Origin of the sequence: Actinoplanes lobatus, assembly GCF_014205215.1 — a bacterium.
Lineage (GTDB): Bacteria > Actinomycetota > Actinomycetes > Mycobacteriales > Micromonosporaceae > Actinoplanes > Actinoplanes lobatus.
The window spans coordinates 4903430-4918924 of record NZ_JACHNC010000001.1 but is presented as its reverse complement, the minus strand read 5'-3'; the positions used below and the strand labels follow the sequence as shown (position 1 = coordinate 4918924).

Sequence of the window (15495 nt, the reverse complement as noted above, 5' to 3'; positions counted from 1 at the left end):
ACTCCACCGAGGTCAAGTCCACCCGAATCAACCACAGCCGAATCAATCCCGACTGAATCAACCACAGCCGAATCAACCACAGCCGAATCAACCACGGCCGAATCAACCACGGCCGAATCAACCACGGCCGAATCAACCACGGCCGAATCAATCCTGACTGAATCCAGTCCAGTCGAGTCAACATTGATCGCTCCCGCATTGACGGGATCCACATTGACTCGCTCAACATTGACGCCGTCAGAACGATCCGCGCGTGTCACTCGGGGGCCTTGCCGAAGGCGCCGGAGGAACGTAGTTCAGTCAAGCGGGTGTCGGAGTAGCCGAGGAGTTCGGCGACGTACCCCAGGTCTTCTCCCCGGCGCGGAGCGCGGCGGTAGGCCGGCGGCGCGTCGCCCACCCGGACCGGCGACGCGACCTGGCGCACGGTGCCGTAATGCGGATGTTCGGTCTCCACGACGAGCCCGCGCGCCAGGGTGTGCGGATCACGCAACGCGGCCGCCACGTCGTTGACCGGCCCGCACGGGATGCCGGCCGGTTCGAGCAGGGCCAGCCACTCGGCGGTCGCCCGCGTCGCGAAGATCTCCTCCAGCAGCGGAAGCAGCACGTCGGCGTGCGTGCGCCGATCCGCGAACGTGGCGAACCGCGGATCGCTCAGCGCGACGCCACCCGAACCGGCGGTACTCCACCCAGTGGAGACGCTCGGGTCGGCGCCACCCGAACCGGCGGTACTCCACCCAGTGGAGACGCTCGGGTCGGCGCCACCCGAACCGGCGGAACTCCACCCAGTGGAGACGCTCGGGTCGGCGCCACCCGAACCGGCGGAACTCCACCCAGCGGAGACGCTCGGGTCGGCGCCACCCGAACCGGCGGAATTCGATGGTCCGGCGGGGGTGTCCGGGGTAGGTGCGCTTTCGAGGACGGCGACCAGGCGGTGCCAGAACTTCTCCTTGGCGCAACCGACCACGACCCAGCCGTCGGCCGAGGGGAACAGCTGGAACGGGACCAGGGACGGGTGGGCGGAGTAGCGGGTCCGGGCGGGTTCGAAGCCGGCGTTCAGGTGCCAGGCCGCGGGGTAGGTGAGCATGCCGACCGCGGTGTCGAAGAGGCTCAGGTCGCAGTCCATGCCGTGGCCGTCGCGGCGGGCCGCGTGGACTCCGGCCAGCAGGGCGATGGCGGCGACGAAACCGCCGGAGTAGTCGACGATGGACAGGCCGGACTTGGTGGGTGGGCCGCCCGGTTCGCCGGTGAGCTCCATCCAGCCGGCGAGGCCCTGGAGAATGTAGTCGTAGCCGGGCTGGGCGGCGCGCGGGCCGGTCATGCCGAAGCCGGTCAGCGAGCAGCAGACGATGCTCGGGTTGATGTGTTTGAGCTGGTCGTAGGTGATGCCGATCTTCGCGGGCACGTCGCCGCGGAGGTTGGAGTAGACGGCGTCGGAGTGGCGTACCAGGTCTTCGAAGACCTCGCGGCCGGCGGGGGACGCCAGGTCGAGGGAGAGCGAGCGTTTGCCGCGGTTGAACGTCTCGAAGAACAGCGAGTCCTCGCCGTGCTGGTAGGGCGGCACGTAGCGGCCGACGTCGCCGCCGGTGCCCGGTTCTTCGATCTTGATGACGTCGGCGCCCAGGTCGGCGAGGTGGACCGAGCCGAACGGGCCGGCGCCGTACTGTTCGACGGCGACGATGCGGATGTCCTCGAGTGGCCTCATCACATGCTCCCGACGAGTTCGAGCAGGCGGTTCTGGGCGTGCCGTACCTCGTCGGCGGGCAGGCCGTAGGAGGGCGGGGAGAGCTTGATCGCGTCGGCCAGGCCGTCGTATTCGAGGATCCGGGCGGCGCAGTGTGCGGGGGTTCCGGCGATGGTGAAGGCGTCGACCATCGCGTCGGGGATCAGGTCGCCGAGGGAGTCGGCGGGGCGGCCGGAGCGCAGGGCTTCGGAGGCGGCCTCGCAGACGTCGGCGAATCCGGCGGCGCCGAACATGTCGGCGTAGGAGCGGACCGAGGCGTAGAAGCCGACCACGTTGGCGGCGCGCCGGCGGGCGGCGGCCGCGTCGTTGTCGACCGAGCAGCAGGCGGCGGCGACCACGTCGAAGCCAGGCACCAGACGGGCCGCAGCCGAACTGGAGCCCGCAGAGGAGGAGCCCGCGGCCGGCAAGCCCGCAGAGAAGGAACGGGCGAGGCCGGAACGCAGCGCCGGCCAGATGCGTTCACGCAGTTCAGCGGGCGGGCACAGCTCGTGGGCGATCCACCCGTCGGCGACCTCACCGGCGAGCGCGACCATGCCGGGCCCGACCCCGGCCAGATAGATCGGAAGGTGCGGGCGGACCGCCGGATAGGGCCGCCGCCAGCCGCGCACCCGGATCGAGCGGAGCCCCTTGTGGACGATCGGGTCGCCGCCGGCCAGGACCGCGCGGACGATGGCGACCGTGTCACGCAGCCGGGGCAGCGGCCGGTCGAAGGAGACGCCGTGCCAGTCCTGGTTGAGCCGGGCCACCCCGGTGCCGAGGCCGAGCCGGAACCGGCCTTCGGACAGTTCGTCGAGGTCGGCGGCGGCGAGCGCGGTCAGCATGGCGCTTCGGGCGAAGGCGAGCGCGATGCCCGTACCGATGCCGATGCGAGAGTGACCACCGGCGTCCTTGCCGGTTCCGGCGGCGAGTGCGGAGGCTGTTACGAAGGCGCTGCGGTGCAGCTCGGGGGCCCAGACGACGCCGGCGCCGGCGGTCTCGGCGGCCCGGGCGGCGCTGACCAGCTCGGCCATCGTCTCGCCCCAGGGCTGCACGTCGAGGCGCATCTACGAGACCTCGGAGGAGGGGCCGTGGCCGCGCTTGTAGGTGAGCATGGTGCGGGTCCAGGTGATGACGTCGACGCCGTCCTGGTTGAAGCCGGTGGTGAAGACCTTGACGATGCCCGCGTACGGCCGCGATTTTGATTCGCGCAGGTCGAGGACCGTGGACTTGGCGTAGATGGTGTCGCCGACGAAGACCGGGCTGGGCATGTTGATCTGTTCCCAGCCGAGGTTGGCGAAGGCGTGCTGGCTGACGTCCGGCACCGACAGGCCGGTCACGATGGCGACCGTGAGGGTGGAGTTGACCAGCAGTTTCCGGTACGGCGTACGCGCTGCGTAGTCGGCGTTGAAGTGGCTCTGGTTGGTGTTCAGCGTCAGGAGCGTGAACCACGTGTTGTCCGCTTCGGAGATGGTGCGGCCGAACGGGTGGCGGTACGTGTCACCGACGGTGAAGTCTTCGTAATAGCGGCCGAGCATGCGGCGAAGCTAGCACTTGTTTCGTACAGTGGAAAGGTGTTTCCATCTACCCCATGCTCGAAGCGTTCCTCTACCTGCACATCGTGCTCATGGTCTTCTGGCTCGGCGGGGACCTGGGAGTCTTCTACTCCAGCCGGTACGTGATCGACTCCTCGCTGACCCCGGCCGCCCGGCTCACCGCCTTGAAGATCATGCTGGGGCTGGACCTCGGGCCGAAGATCTGTCTCATCCTCTTCCTGCCCAGCGGCCTGACACTGATCTCACTGGACGCGCACGGCGGTGAGCTGTGGGGGATCCGGTTGCTGCCGTGGTGGCTGCTCGTACCGGTATGGATCGGATCGTTCGTCTGGGTCTGGCTGATGTGGACCGACCACCACGAGCCGGGGAAGCACCCGACCGTGAAGCGCGCCGACTGGGCGATCCGGATCGCCGTGGTGGCCGGCATGTTCGGCATGGGCGTCTTCACGCTGGTGGCCGCCGAGCCGTTCGGGGTCACCACGAATCCGAAGTGGCTGGGCGGCAAGGTCATCCTCTACGCCCTCGCGATCGCGGCGGGGCTGGGCATCCGGCGGCAGCTCAAACCGTTCGGCCCGGCCTTCTTCGGCAGGGTGATGGCGGGCACGGCCGGGGACGACGACGAGGCAACCGTCAAGAAGAGTGTCAACGGCTGCCTCCCGTACGTCTGGGTGATCTGGGGTTCGGTCCTGCTGGCCGGCCTTCTCGGCGTGGCCAAGCCCTTCGCGAACCTTTAGGGCCGGTAACCCAGCTGCGCGGAGATCCGGGACGCGGAGGCCAGGAGGTCGGCGACGGCCTCCTCGGTGTCCGCCTTGAAGCGCAGCGCCGGCCCGGCCAGGCTGATCACGGCCACCACCCGGGCGTCGTGGTCGAAGATCGGGGCGGCGATCGACGCGGCCCCGGCCTGGCGCTCACCGAGCGAGGTGGAATACCCCCGCTTGCGGATCGCGGCCAGGTCCTTGCGGAGCTTGGCCGGGTCGGTGATGGTCTTGTCGGTCACCGCCTCGAGCGGGTGCCGGGCGAGGTAGGCGTCGACCTCGAAGTCCGGCAGGAACGCCAGGAACGCCTTGGACGAGGCGCCGGCGTTGAGCGGGAACGGGATGCCGAGGCTCACCTCGAGGCGCAGCTCCTGGTCGGGGACGACCTGGTCCACGTAGAGCCGGGTGTCGCCGCGGCGCAGCGACAGGGTGGCGGTCTCGTGGGTGCGCTCGGAGAGGCGCTTGAGCTCGGGCGCGGCCATCGCGCGAACGTCGGTGCGGGCCAGGTACGCCCGGCCGAGGGCGACTGCGGCGTGGCCCAGCGCGTACCGCCGGGTGGCCGGGTCGACGGTGATCAGCTCTCGGCTGCGCAGCGCGGTGAGGATGCGGTGCACGGCCGCCTTGGTGAGACCGAGCGCGGTCGCGATCTCGGTCACCCCGAGATCGGGCTGATCGGTGCGGCCGAAGTAGAGCAGCACGTCCATCGCGCGCTCGACCGCGGCGATGGACCGGGACTGGCCCTCGTCCTCACTCACTGCCACTGCGAAACCCCCACGGAACAGGTACGGAACAAACTTTGCCGAACTCTAGCCTGCCATTTCGCGGTGCGAAACGCCGTACCGTTCCGCGGTTGACACGATCCTTGAGCGTCGTTACGTTCAGCGTAACGACGTTTCCTAGAGCGAAACAGTCCGCAGGAACGGAGCGTACGAGTGCCGGTCGACAGCACGACCTTCCGATCCGTGCTCGGACAGTGGCCGAGTGGCGTCTGCGTGGTGACCACGGTGGGCCCGCACGGCGTGCACGGGATGACCGCCAGTTCATTCTCCTCCGTCAGCCTCGATCCGCCGCTCGTGTCGGTCTGCCTGGGCAACCATCTGCCCAGCCGGGCGCTGCTCGGCGAGGCGGGCAAGTTCGCGATCAGCTTCCTCGGCAAGGACCAGGCGGACATCGGCCGCCGGTTCGCCGGGCAGGAGCGCGACGTCAAGAACCGGTTCGCCGGCCTGGACTGGACCACCACCGCGAACGGGTGCCCGGTGCTCAGTGACGCGGTGGCATGGCTGGACTGCACGGTCGCGCACGCGTACCCGGGCGGCGACCACACCATCTTCGTCGGCGCGGTGACCGACGCGGCCCTGCCCCGGATCACCTCGCCGCTGCTGTTCCACTCACGCAACTGGGGCCAGATCGCCGACCCGCTGCCGTCCTCGGTGAACCTCACCGTCGACGTGGCCGCCGACGACCCACTGGCCGGCGCGCTGCGGAAGGCCGGGGCCCGGGTCCGCGCCGACGGGCACTGCTTCGAGTTCTCCGCCGACGCCCCGCCCCCGCCGGCGGCCATCCGGGCCGCCAAGGAGTCCGGCGCCACCGTCATCGGGTACGTGACCGACGCCTTCGGCCCCGGCCGTGAGGACGAGGTCCTCGCCGAGGTCTCCGCCCTCACCGCACTCGGCTGCGACGAGATCGGTTGCGCCGAGTCGCTGGTCGTGCCGGCCTCGCCGTTGCAGGTCCGCCGGGTGCTCCAGGACGCCGCGGTCCGGGCCCGCCCGGCCGTCCTGCGCGTCCGCCTCTCCGGCGACAACCGCCTCGCCCTGGTCAACGCACTGGTCGCGATGAAGAGCGGGGTCTCGCACTTCGACGTCGTCGCCCCCGGCTCCGGATCGTCCGGGCTGCCGCTGGGCGACCTGCTCCACCTGTCCCGCCAACTCGAGGTCGCCGGCCCGCCCGACCTCGCCCACATCAGGGAGTGACACCATGGCCGACCGACTCATCGGCGAGAAGCTCGTCGACGACATGACCGTCGAGGAGAAGGCCCGGGCCGCCCTCGTCGAGCAGGTGTTGCCGGCGCTGCGGGCCAAGGCCGACCAGGCCGACGCCGACGGCGCCTTCCCGCGCGAGCACATCGAGCTGCTGCGCGACGCCGGCCTGATGGGCCTGATCGTCCCCCGGGAGTACGGCGGGCTCGGCGGCACCCTGCGGGACCTGGCCGCCGCCACGTACGCGATGGGCAGCGCCTGCCCGTCCACGGCGCTGGCCTTCTTCTTCCACAACACGTCGGCGTCGCGCGGCCTGCTGCCGCTGGAGGCGATCGAGTCCGGGCTGTTCTCCGAGGAGGAGACGCCGGTCGTGAAGGCGTTCGCCGAGAAGGTGCTGCGGCTGATGTCCGGCGGCACCTGGCTCGCCAACTTCGCCAGCGAGTCGGTCAAGTCGAGCGGCGCCAACATCGCGATCGCCACGACCGCCGTCCCCTTTGTCAAGGATGGCGTGAAGGGCTGGGAGCTGACCGGCGAGAAGTCGTTCGGCTGCGCCACCGGCATCGCCGACTACTACCTGGTCACGGCCCGGCTGGACGGCTACGAGACGGCCGACGGGCTGGTCATGTTCCTGGTTCCGCGCGACGCCGAGGGGGTGACCGAGCGGCCGTTCTGGAACGGGCTCGGCATGCGCGGCAGCGCCAACCACGGCATCCGGCTCGACGGTGTGTTCATCCCGCAGGAGGACGCGCTCACCGTACCGGGGGCGTTCGTGAAGATGTTGCAGTGCAGCCGCGGCAGCTTCGTCGGCAACCAGCTGGCCATCACGGCGGTCTACGTGGGCGCGGCGCAGGGCGTCTACGACGACACCCTGGAGCGGCTGACCCGCAAGACGTTCGCCGACACGGGCCGTCCGATCGCCGAGTCGCCCATGCATCAGGTGATCATCGGCGACATGACCGAGAACCTGGAACGGGCCTACCTGTGGCTGCGCCGCCAGCTGCTGCTGGAGACGTGCGAGCCGCCGATCGCCACCAAATCCGAGGTGTACGCGCAGTGGCGCATCGCCAAGGGCAGCATCTGCCAGGCCGCGTTCGACGTGGCGATCGGCGCCCTCAAGGCGTCCGGCACCTCCAACGCGACAATGAACGGCACCGTCGGCCGCGCCCTGCGTGACCTGGCGATGGGCCTGGTCATGACGTTCCCGCCGGAGCGCGGGCGCCTGGAGGCCGCGTCGGTGATCACCAGCAACCGGGCGAACGATCTCTTCGCGAGCGTGGCCAAATGACCAAAGACCTCATCAACGGTACGTGGAGAGCGTGCACGATTCCGGTAGGAGTGGATCTGGAGAACCCGGCCACCGGAGAGGTGACCGGCCCGGCGCTCGGCTCGTCCCGGGCCGGGGTCAAGGAGGCGCTCGCCGCGGCGGACGCCCTCGGCTCCTGGGACCTGCCCGCCGCCGACCGTGCCGACGTCCTGGACCGGATCGCCGCCGCGGTCGGCGCCGCCGCACCGGAGATCGTGGCGCTGGAGTCGCGGGCCACCGGCGTCCCGATCCGGCAGACCACCCCGCTCGGCATGATCCTGGCCGGGGCGTTCGCACTGGCGGCCGGGCAGCTCCGGGCCGGCATCCTGACCTCGACGGCGACCCGCGAGGACGGCCGCGAGGTGCTGGTCGAACGCCTCCCCTGGGGCCCGGCCGCCTGCCTGGTCCCGTGGAACGCACCGGCCCCGATGGCCGCCCACAAGGTCGCCAACGCGCTGGCCGCCGGCTGCCCGACCATCCTCAAACCGAGTGAGTACGCGCCGTACGGCACCGAGCGCCTGGCCGAGGTGATCGACACCGTCCTGCGCGAGGCCGGCGCCCCGGCCGCGCTGTTCCAGCTGCTGCACGGCGGCGCCGCGGTCGGCTCGCAGATCGTCTCGGATCCGCGGATCCGGGCCGTCTCGTTCACCGGCGGCCTCGGCGGCGGCCGGGCGGTCGCGGCCGCCTGCGCCTACGACATCAAGCCGGTGCAGCTGGAACTCGGCGGCAACAACGCGCTGATCGCCCTACCGGACGCCGACGAGGACGCCGTGGCCCGCGCCGCCGCCGACCTGCTCACCACCCTGAACGGGCAGTGGTGCCGGGCGCTGGGCCGCCTGATCGTCCCGGCCGGCCGGGAGGAGGCCGTCGCCGCCGCGGTGCTGGCCCGGATCGACGGGCTGCGGACCGGCGACCCGGCCGACGAGGCCACCGACTACGGGCCGTTGATCCATTCCGGACACCGGGCCACCGTGGTGAAGGCCCGCGACGACCTGCGTGGCACCCTGTTCGAATCCGCCCTGACCGGCCCGGGCAACACCCTGGCGCCGTCGCTGGTGGTCGGCGCCGACCCGGCCCGCACCACCGACGAGATCTTCGGCCCGGTCGCCGCGGTGCACGGCTATCAGACGGTCGACGAGGCGGTGGCGCTGGCCAACGGCACCCGGTACGGCCTGGAGGGCTACGTCTTCGGCGCCGACGAGGAGGCCGCCCTGGCCGTCGCGAAACGGGTCCGGGCCGGCGAGGTGAAGGTCAACGGTTCCTCGATCATGAGCCTGCACCTGTTCACGCCCCGTCCGGCCTGGGGGATCTCCGGCTACTCGGAGGAGGGCACCGCCGAGACCCTGCTGTTCTTCACCAACCCGCGCGTGGTCGGTGTGGAGAACGGCTTCGCGCTGCACAGCCGGTCGTGACCGGTTTCTTTCAGGCGAGGAAGATCCAGTCATGACTGCCACCGCACTGCGCGCGATTCTCGCGTCCGGCCGGGTCACCCACGTGCCCGGCGTCTACGACCCGGTCACCGCGGCGCTCGCCGTGGCGGCCGGCCACCGGGCCGTGCACCTGTCCGGCGCGGCCGTCTCGGCGATCATGCTGGGCCGGCCCGACCTCGGGTTCGTGCACGCCACCCAGATCGCCGACCGGGCATCCACCCTGGTCCCGGCTCTGGGCGGCATTCCGCTGATCGCCGACGCCGACACCGGGTACGGCAACCCGCTGCACGCGGTGTGGACCGCGCTCTCGTACGCCCGGGCCGGGATCGCCGGGCTGCACCTGGAGGATCAGGTCAGCCCGAAACGGTGTGGGCACCTGGCCGGCAAGGAGGTGATCCCGATCGGCGAGGCGGCCGCGAAGATCACCGCCCTGGCCGATCAGGCGCCGCAGATCGTGGTGATCGCCCGCACCGACGCGTACTCGATCCTCGGCCTGGACGAGACGATCGTGCGCTGCCGGGCGTACGCCGAGGCCGGTGCCGACGCGGTGTTCCCCGAAGGTGTGGACAGCCTGGCCGACCTCGCCCGCATCGGTGCCGCGATCCCCGGCGTACCGATCGTCGTCAACCGCAGCGAGGCCGGCGGCGAACGCCCGGCCCTGACCGACGCCGAGCTCGCCGCGGCCGGTGTCCGTCTCGTCCTGCACCCGGTGTCCGCGCTGCTCGCCGCCATGCGGGCGGCGTCGCTGACCTACCGGGCGATCGCCGACCACGGCACCGCCGAACCGGTCGACCGGATGCCGTGGGCCGCGTTCACCGCGCTGGTCGGCCAGGACGAGGCGCTCGACCTCGACGCCCGCTACGTACCGAAAGGTTTGCAGACGTGAACCGCATCCTGGTCGCCGGCGCCGGGCCGGTCGGTCTCACCGCGGCCCTGGCCCTGGCGCGGCGCGGCTTCGCCGTGACCGTCCTCGAGTCCGGGGACGCGCTGGCCGCCGAGTCCCGCGCGTCCACGTTCCATCCGCCCACCCTGGAGATGCTCGACGATCTCGGCGTCGGCGCCGAACTGCACGAGCGGGGGCTGCTGTCGCCCACGTTCGCCTACCGGGACCGGCGCGAGGGACTGATCGCCATGCTGGACCTGGCGGTTCTCGGTGACGACACCCGTTTTCCGTACCGGTTGCAGTGCGAGCAGTCGAAGCTCACCCCGATCCTGCTCGACCACCTGCTGCGGTACGAGAACTTCGGGATCGAGTTCGGTTTCCACGTAACCGAAGTGGCCCAGGACAGCGGGGTCACCGTCACCTCCGCCGACGGCCGCACCGTCCACGGTGACTGGCTGATCGGGGCGGACGGCGCGCACTCGTCGACCCGGCGGGCCACCGGCGTCACCTTCGACGGCATCACCTATCCCGAGCGTTTTCTCGTCGCATCGGTCGACGAGGAACTCATTGACTGGCTCGACGACCTTGCCTCCGTCAACTATGTATTCGATCCAGTCGAGTGGTGCGTGTTGCTGCGAACCCCCGACCACTGGCGGGTGCTGCTGCCCACCCCGTCCGAGACGCCCGACGAGCAGGAGTACGAGCGTCTCGGCGCCCGCCTGCGCGGCGTCCACGACCCGGGCCGGCCGTGGCGGGTGGCGCACGCCAGCATGTACCGCGTCCACCAGCGGGTCGCCACGTCCTTCCGTACCGGGCGGGTCCTGCTCGCCGGCGACGCGGCGCACGTCAACAACCCGCTCGGCGGGCTCGGCATGAACTCCGGCATCCACGACGCCGTCGCCTATGCCGCCGCCATCGCGACCGGCGACGACGCGGCGATCTGGGCGGCCGCCACCGACCGGCGGCGGATCGCCCTGGAATACGTGCAGAGCGTCTCCCACCAGAACTACGAGCGCCTGCGCGCCACCGACCCGGACGCCCGCGCCGCCCACCTCGACGGCCTGCGCGCCATCGCCGCCGACCCGGCCCGCGCCCGCGAGTCCCTGCTGCGCAGCTCCATGATCGCCTCCCTGCGCCCGGTCGCCGCATGACCCCGCCCAGTTCCCCGAGCCCTCCCCACATCGCCACGGCCGCTCACCCGAGCTCTCCTCACACAACGGCCGGCCCGGGGGGTGACCAGATGAGCGGGGCGGGGACGATCGCCCGGGAGAATCCCGCCCGTACCGATGAGATCGTCGGGGTGGTTCGGGAAACGGCGCCGGAAGCGGTCGACCTGATCGTCCGCGAAGCGGACGCGGACCAGCGCGGATGGGCGGCACGCGGATTGCCGGACCGGCTGGCCGCGCTGGCGCGCGTCGCCGCCGCGATCGAGGACGCGACGCCCGGGCTGGCCACGCTTCTGGCGCGCGAGTCCGGCAAGGTGGTCGGCGACTGCCGCGGTGAGCTGGGCTTCGCGGTCCGCTATCTGCGGTGGGTGGTCGAGCATGCCCCTTCGGCGTACGCGGACCGCGTGCTCGACGACGACCTGGGCAGGATCGTCGAGCAGCGGAAACCGTACGGTGTCGTGGCCGCCGTCACGCCCTGGAACGCGCCGGTCATCCTGGCCATGCTCAAGATCGCGCCGGCGCTGGCGGCCGGGAACGCGATCGTGGTGAAACCGTCGCCGCTCGCGCCGCTGACCATTTCGCGGGTGGTGGACCTCTTCGACGCGCCGGTCCGGGTGGTGCATGGCGGGGCGGAGACGGGCGCCGCACTGGTCGGGCACGAACTGGTGCGGAAGGTGGCGTTCACCGGCGGCGCGGCCGGCGGGCGGGCGGTGGCGACACTGGCCGGCGACCGGCTCACCCCGAGCGTCCTGGAGCTCGGCGGCAACGATCCGGCCGTCTTCCTGGACGACGCGCCGTTCACCGACGACGCGATGGACCGGCTCGTGATGGCCACCTTCGCGACCAGCGGGCAGGTCTGCATGGCGGCGAAGCGGCTCTACGTGCCGTCGTCGCGGCTGTCCGCGTTCGTCGGCGCCTACCTGGCCGCCGCCGACCGGGTTCTGGTCACCGGCGATCCGCTCGCCGACGGCGTGACCATGGGCCCGGTGATCTCGGGTGCCGCCCAGCGGGCCGCGCTCGCCCTGCGCGACTCCGGAACCGTGCACGATCTCGGGCGGTTCGACGGGGATCCGGCGAGCGGCTACTTCGTACGGCCGGCGCTCGTCGTGGAACCGGACCCGGGGTCGCCGCTGGTCGTCGCGGAACAGTTCGCGCCGGTGGTGCCGGTTCTCGGCTATGCCGACGAGGAGTCGGTGCTGGCCGCCGCGAACGCCGGGGAGCTGGGGCTGGGCGCGTCGGTGTGGAGCGCCGACGAGGAGCGGGCGTTCGCGTTCGCGCGGCGGTTCGAGGCCGGGTTCACGTTCGTCAACACGCACAACCGCACCGGCATGAGCCTGCGCGCCCCGTTCGGCGGGGTGAAGCGCTCCGGCTGGGGCCGCGAGTACGCCCACGAGGGGCTCGCCGAATACGTCCAGACCTGCGTCATCCACGCCCCGGCCGCGTTCCGGCCGGGCGCCGCGGTGACCGGGGGCGGGCCGTCGGCGTACCCCGCGGGGTGAAGTCCGTCATGCGAGGGCCCGCATGACGGAACACCGAGACGCCGCGAACCGTGGCCCGGTGCCGGGCGCCGAAGAGAGGGCGGTCGCCGGGCGTGGGTCACGGTTCGCGGTCCCGGCACCGGTCCGGCGGGGTCGTCGGTCCCACCCGCCGGACCGGTCACCGACAACAGTCCTGCGCTTTCCAGGAGCCGTTCATGAAACTGGTCCGCGGGTTCGCCGTCGCGGCGGCGACGTTCTGTCTCGCCGGCTGCACCTGGCTGGAACCGCCGGTCGACGCGTCCGACATCGCCGACCCGGTGCTCGGGCCCGGCGAGGAACTGGTCGGGGCGATTCCGGGGCCGGGCACGCCCGCCTACCGGTTCTCGTTCGGGGGCAGCGCCTGCGACTCGGCCGAAGGGGTGGTCGACTGGGCGGGCCAGGCGATGTCGATGGCGATCACCGGAGCCGGCCCCGAGGCCGGGACCAGCATCTCGCTGCGGGTCCTGCTGCTGCCGGAGTCCTCCTGGTTCCGGGTCGTCACCTCCCCGGCCGAGATCGGCCCGGTGCTGGACATGCCGTCGGGCTGGATCGCCTTCGACCCGTCCCGGGTCGATGACTTCGCCGAGTCCGGGAACACGGTCGGTGACAGCGGCGACCACGACCCGATCCAGCTCACGAAACTCCTCGAAGCGTCGAACGGGGTGGCCCGGGCCGGGCACCGCAGATATTCCGGAACGCTCGACCTGACGAAGGCGACCGGCACCCTGCTGCTGTCCGCCGAGAAGATCAGGAAGCTGGGGGACGCGGCCGCGGCGGTGCCGTTCACGGCGAGCGTCGACGCGGCGGGCCGGCTCAGCGCGCTGACCGCCGACATCCCGGCGGTGGGCGGGCAGGCCGGGGGCACGTGCCGGATCGCGCTGGACGACTACGGCAAGGCCCCGACCCCGAAGGAGCCCCCGGCCGACGAGCGGGGCGACGCGGACGAGGACCGGATCTACGAGATCCTGAACAGCTGACCCGCGTCGCCGTTCACCACCGGGCCGTCAGCGCGGGAATCGTGCGCGAGCTGCGGCTTTCCGCGTACGGATCAGGGTTGGGTGTAGTCGACGACGGCGCGTGAGGTGAGCAGCGGGCGCAACCACGCGCCGAGCTCGAGATGGGCCGGATGTGCCTGGTAGGCGCGCAGATCGTCGGTGTCGCGGTGCGTGGTGCGCAGGTGCAGATCCCAGGAGACCTCGGTGCGGAGCTCGTCGACGTGGGCCTCCAGGGAACGGATTTCCGGAACGGCATCGCCAAGGTCTTCCAAACGCAACTTCGCCTTGGCAGCATCCCCGGGATCGGCAAACCTCATCAGTACGACATGCACCAGCACCGCGCGCCCCCAAAATATCTTTGTCATCAAGAGAAACACCTGTTGCGAAGGTGGCACCCAAGTGTAGTTTTGGGAAACGCCGTTTCGCTAGGGGGAACCCGGATGCCCGGTTCTGTTCGTGTCGCCGCCGCCCAGATCGAGGCCGGCCAGGACGTCACCGAGAATCTCGCCGCCTGTCTGCGGGTCATCGACGCCGCGGCCGAGCAGCGGGCACAACTCGTGGTCCTGCCCGAGTTCTGCAACCATCTCTCCTGGTACGCGTCTCGCGCCCAGGCGCACGAGCGGGCCACCCGGCCCGGCGGCGAGTTCCTGACCGCCATCGCCGAACGAGCCCGCCGGCACGGCATCTGGATCAAGATCAACCTCACGCACGCCCACCCGGACGGGACCACCGGCGGCACCAACTTCCTGTTCGACCCGGCCGGCGAGGTCGTCGGCACCTGCGACAAGCAGACCCTGATGGGCGCCGAGAACGACTTCCTGGAGCCGGGCGCCACCGTCGGGCCGGTGATGGAGACGCCGCTCGGGCGGATCGGGATGTACGCCTGCATGGAGGGCGTCATCAACGAGGTCGCCCGCGGACTGGCCCTGCGCGGCGCGCAGGTGCTGCTCAACAGCCTGAACAGCTTCGCTCTCGACGAGGCCGACCTGCACATCCCGGTCCGCGCCGCGGAGAACAAGGTGTGGGTGGTCGCCGCCAACAAGGTCGGGCCGCTGCTGCCGCGTGACGAGCTGCCCGCGATCGCCGAACGCCTCGGGGTGCCGCCGGAGTGGCTGCACGGGGCCGGCGAGTCGCAGATCGTCGCACCGGACGGCACAGTGGTCGCGAAGGCGCCACGCACCGGCGAGGCCGTGGTGGTCGCCGACATCGACCCCACGCTGGCCGACGACAAGCGGCGTCCGGACGGGACGGACATCTTCGCGACCCGGCGCCCCGAGTTGTACGGGCCGATCGGCGAGCCGCCCACCGGACGCCGCCGCCCGCCCGGGGCGCCGGTGCTGCGCAGCGCGGTGGTCCGCGACCCGGCCCTCCTGCGCGACGCCGTCGACAAGGGCGCCCAGCTGGTGGTGATGCCGGAATCGGCCGGCGACCCGGCGGCGCTCGCGGCGGCCCTCGACGGAACGGACGCCCACGTCGTCACCACCGCGCTGGAGAGCGGTGTCCCGACCGGCCTGCTGATCTCTCGGGACGGCATCGTAGCGCGGCAGCCCCGCCTGCACGGCCGGCCCGGGGACATCGGCCGGTCCAGCGAAACCGGCACGCCCAGCGAAACCGGCACGCCCAGCGAAACCGGCACGCCCAGCGAAACCGGCACGTCCGGCGAAACCGGCACGTCCGGCGCGTCCGGCACGCCCAGCGAAACCGGCGCGTCCGGCGCGGGGATCGTCCCGATCGACCTGGAGTGGGGCCGTCTGGCGATCATCGCCGGTGACGACGCGCTCTATCCGGAGACGTTCCGGCTGGCCGCGTTGCTGGACACCGACGTGGTGGCGGTGCCCTATGACGCGCAGGAGGACTGGGAGCTGGCCCTCGGCCTACCGGAGCGCGCCGCCGAGAACCGGCTCAACCTGGTCGTCGCCACCCCGATCGACCAGCCCGCCGCGATCCTCGCGATGACCCCCGACTTCACTCTCTGGACCAGGTGGGAGGGGCCGTTCACCGGCCGCATCTCCACCCCGGTCCGCACCGACATCCCGGCCGGTGAGGCGAGCGGCGCCGCCGAGGTCGCTCCGGCGCAGGCCGCGAATCGCCTGGTCTCACGGAACACCGATCTCGTCGACGGCCGCCCATGGCGCCTCGTCGACGCATTGACCCGCTAAACGACGCATTGACTTGACTTCATCCACGCATTGACTTG

The 15495-nt window shown here is 71.4% G+C and carries 15 protein-coding genes; 10 read left to right on the top strand and 5 right to left on the bottom strand.

The genetic code is table 11. From position 1 onward, the window contains the following. Window positions 1-56 precede the first annotated feature (56 nt). Window positions 57-161 (top strand): hypothetical protein, encoded by a 105-nt coding sequence (locus BJ964_RS49550; protein WP_188127095.1) that lies wholly within the window; start codon window positions 57-59, stop codon window positions 159-161. Window positions 162-256: 95 nt separating this feature from the next. Here the strand turns inward: BJ964_RS49550 and BJ964_RS48090 are convergent, their stop codons facing one another. The 3 genes from BJ964_RS48090 to BJ964_RS22690 are packed head-to-tail and all read right to left on the bottom strand — an operon-like array spanning window position 257 to window position 3255. After that, complete coding sequence (locus BJ964_RS48090; protein WP_229806929.1) at window positions 257-1702, bottom strand: CaiB/BaiF CoA transferase family protein; 1446 nt, start codon at window positions 1700-1702, stop codon at window positions 257-259. Beyond that, a complete protein-coding gene (locus BJ964_RS22695; RefSeq protein WP_188122554.1) occupies window positions 1702-2784 on the bottom strand; it encodes an LLM class flavin-dependent oxidoreductase in 1083 nt (360 codons plus the stop codon). Before BJ964_RS22695 ends, BJ964_RS48090 begins: the two co-directional genes overlap by 1 nt. Next, window positions 2785-3255: a MaoC family dehydratase gene (locus BJ964_RS22690; protein ID WP_188122553.1), complete on the bottom strand. Its 471-nt coding sequence runs from the start codon at window positions 3253-3255 to the stop codon at window positions 2785-2787. Between the two features lie 53 nt (window positions 3256-3308). Here BJ964_RS22690 and BJ964_RS22685 point away from each other — a divergent pair, with 53 nt between their 5' ends. Further along, window positions 3309-4007, top strand: coding sequence for a hypothetical protein (locus BJ964_RS22685; protein ID WP_188122552.1), 699 nt, complete (start codon window positions 3309-3311; stop codon window positions 4005-4007). Here the strand turns inward: BJ964_RS22685 and BJ964_RS22680 are convergent. After that, on the bottom strand, window positions 4004-4789 hold the full coding sequence (locus tag BJ964_RS22680; RefSeq protein ID WP_188122551.1) for an IclR family transcriptional regulator: 786 nt from the start codon (window positions 4787-4789) through the stop codon (window positions 4004-4006). The two genes, BJ964_RS22685 and BJ964_RS22680, sit on opposite strands and share 4 nt — an antisense overlap. Before the next feature lie 201 nt (window positions 4790-4990). Here BJ964_RS22680 and BJ964_RS22675 point away from each other — a divergent pair, with 201 nt between their 5' ends. From BJ964_RS22675 to BJ964_RS22645, 7 genes are all read left to right on the top strand, one after another. Next, window positions 4991-5998 (top strand): flavin reductase, encoded by a 1008-nt coding sequence (locus tag BJ964_RS22675; RefSeq protein ID WP_188122550.1) that lies wholly within the window; start codon window positions 4991-4993, stop codon window positions 5996-5998. 4 nt (window positions 5999-6002) lie between these two features. Further along, window positions 6003-7289: an acyl-CoA dehydrogenase family protein gene (locus BJ964_RS22670; protein ID WP_188122549.1), complete on the top strand. Its 1287-nt coding sequence runs from the start codon at window positions 6003-6005 to the stop codon at window positions 7287-7289. Continuing rightward, window positions 7286-8719: an aldehyde dehydrogenase family protein gene (locus BJ964_RS22665; RefSeq protein WP_188122548.1), complete on the top strand. Its 1434-nt coding sequence runs from the start codon at window positions 7286-7288 to the stop codon at window positions 8717-8719. Before BJ964_RS22670 ends, BJ964_RS22665 begins: the two co-directional genes overlap by 4 nt. 31 nt (window positions 8720-8750) lie before the next feature. After that, window positions 8751-9623, top strand: a complete 873-nt coding sequence (locus BJ964_RS22660) for an isocitrate lyase/PEP mutase family protein (RefSeq protein ID WP_188122547.1) — start codon at window positions 8751-8753, stop codon at window positions 9621-9623. Continuing rightward, window positions 9620-10771 carry an FAD-dependent oxidoreductase gene (locus BJ964_RS22655; RefSeq protein ID WP_188122546.1) on the top strand — a complete coding sequence of 384 codons (1152 nt, stop codon included), beginning with the start codon at window positions 9620-9622 and terminating at the stop codon, window positions 10769-10771. The genes BJ964_RS22660 and BJ964_RS22655 overlap by 4 nt, the downstream gene beginning before the upstream one ends. A gap of 89 nt (window positions 10772-10860) precedes the next feature. After that, entirely contained in the window at window positions 10861-12285 is a 1425-nt protein-coding gene (locus tag BJ964_RS22650; RefSeq protein ID WP_188122545.1) for an aldehyde dehydrogenase family protein, read from the top strand. A 194-nt stretch (window positions 12286-12479) separates the two neighbouring features. Then, the gene (locus BJ964_RS22645) at window positions 12480-13280 is read left to right on the top strand and encodes a hypothetical protein (protein ID WP_188122544.1); all 801 of its coding nucleotides are present in this window, start codon (window positions 12480-12482) and stop codon (window positions 13278-13280) included. Window positions 13281-13351: 71 nt separating this feature from the next. On the opposite strand, the gene BJ964_RS22640 is transcribed toward BJ964_RS22645, so the two are convergent. Beyond that, window positions 13352-13675, bottom strand: a complete 324-nt coding sequence (locus tag BJ964_RS22640; protein ID WP_188122543.1) for a Dabb family protein — start codon at window positions 13673-13675, stop codon at window positions 13352-13354. A 63-nt stretch (window positions 13676-13738) separates the two neighbouring features. On the opposite strand from BJ964_RS22640, the gene BJ964_RS22635 reads away from it, so the two are divergent. Continuing rightward, entirely contained in the window at window positions 13739-15457 is a 1719-nt protein-coding gene (locus BJ964_RS22635) for a nitrilase-related carbon-nitrogen hydrolase (RefSeq protein ID WP_188122542.1), read from the top strand. Window positions 15458-15495 lie beyond the last annotated feature (38 nt).

What these genes read in the sequence shown, in the direction of transcription:
- BJ964_RS22670 (WP_188122549.1), top strand. Translation starts at nt 6,003, where the DNA reads ATGGCCGACCGACTCATCGGCGAGAAGCTCGTCGACGACATGACCGTC.
- BJ964_RS22645 (WP_188122544.1), top strand. Translation starts at nt 12,480, where the DNA reads ATGAAACTGGTCCGCGGGTTCGCCGTCGCGGCGGCGACGTTCTGTCTC.
- BJ964_RS22635 (WP_188122542.1), top strand. Translation starts at nt 13,739, where the DNA reads ATGCCCGGTTCTGTTCGTGTCGCCGCCGCCCAGATCGAGGCCGGCCAG.
- BJ964_RS22685 (WP_188122552.1), top strand. Translation starts at nt 3,309, where the DNA reads ATGCTCGAAGCGTTCCTCTACCTGCACATCGTGCTCATGGTCTTCTGG.
- BJ964_RS22660 (WP_188122547.1), top strand. Translation starts at nt 8,751, where the DNA reads ATGACTGCCACCGCACTGCGCGCGATTCTCGCGTCCGGCCGGGTCACC.
- BJ964_RS22650 (WP_188122545.1), top strand. Translation starts at nt 10,861, where the DNA reads ATGAGCGGGGCGGGGACGATCGCCCGGGAGAATCCCGCCCGTACCGAT.
- BJ964_RS22695 (WP_188122554.1), bottom strand. Translation starts at nt 2,784, where the DNA reads ATGCGCCTCGACGTGCAGCCCTGGGGCGAGACGATGGCCGAGCTGGTC.
- BJ964_RS22665 (WP_188122548.1), top strand. Translation starts at nt 7,286, where the DNA reads ATGACCAAAGACCTCATCAACGGTACGTGGAGAGCGTGCACGATTCCG.
- BJ964_RS22690 (WP_188122553.1), bottom strand. Translation starts at nt 3,255, where the DNA reads ATGCTCGGCCGCTATTACGAAGACTTCACCGTCGGTGACACGTACCGC.
- BJ964_RS48090 (WP_229806929.1), bottom strand. Translation starts at nt 1,702, where the DNA reads ATGAGGCCACTCGAGGACATCCGCATCGTCGCCGTCGAACAGTACGGC.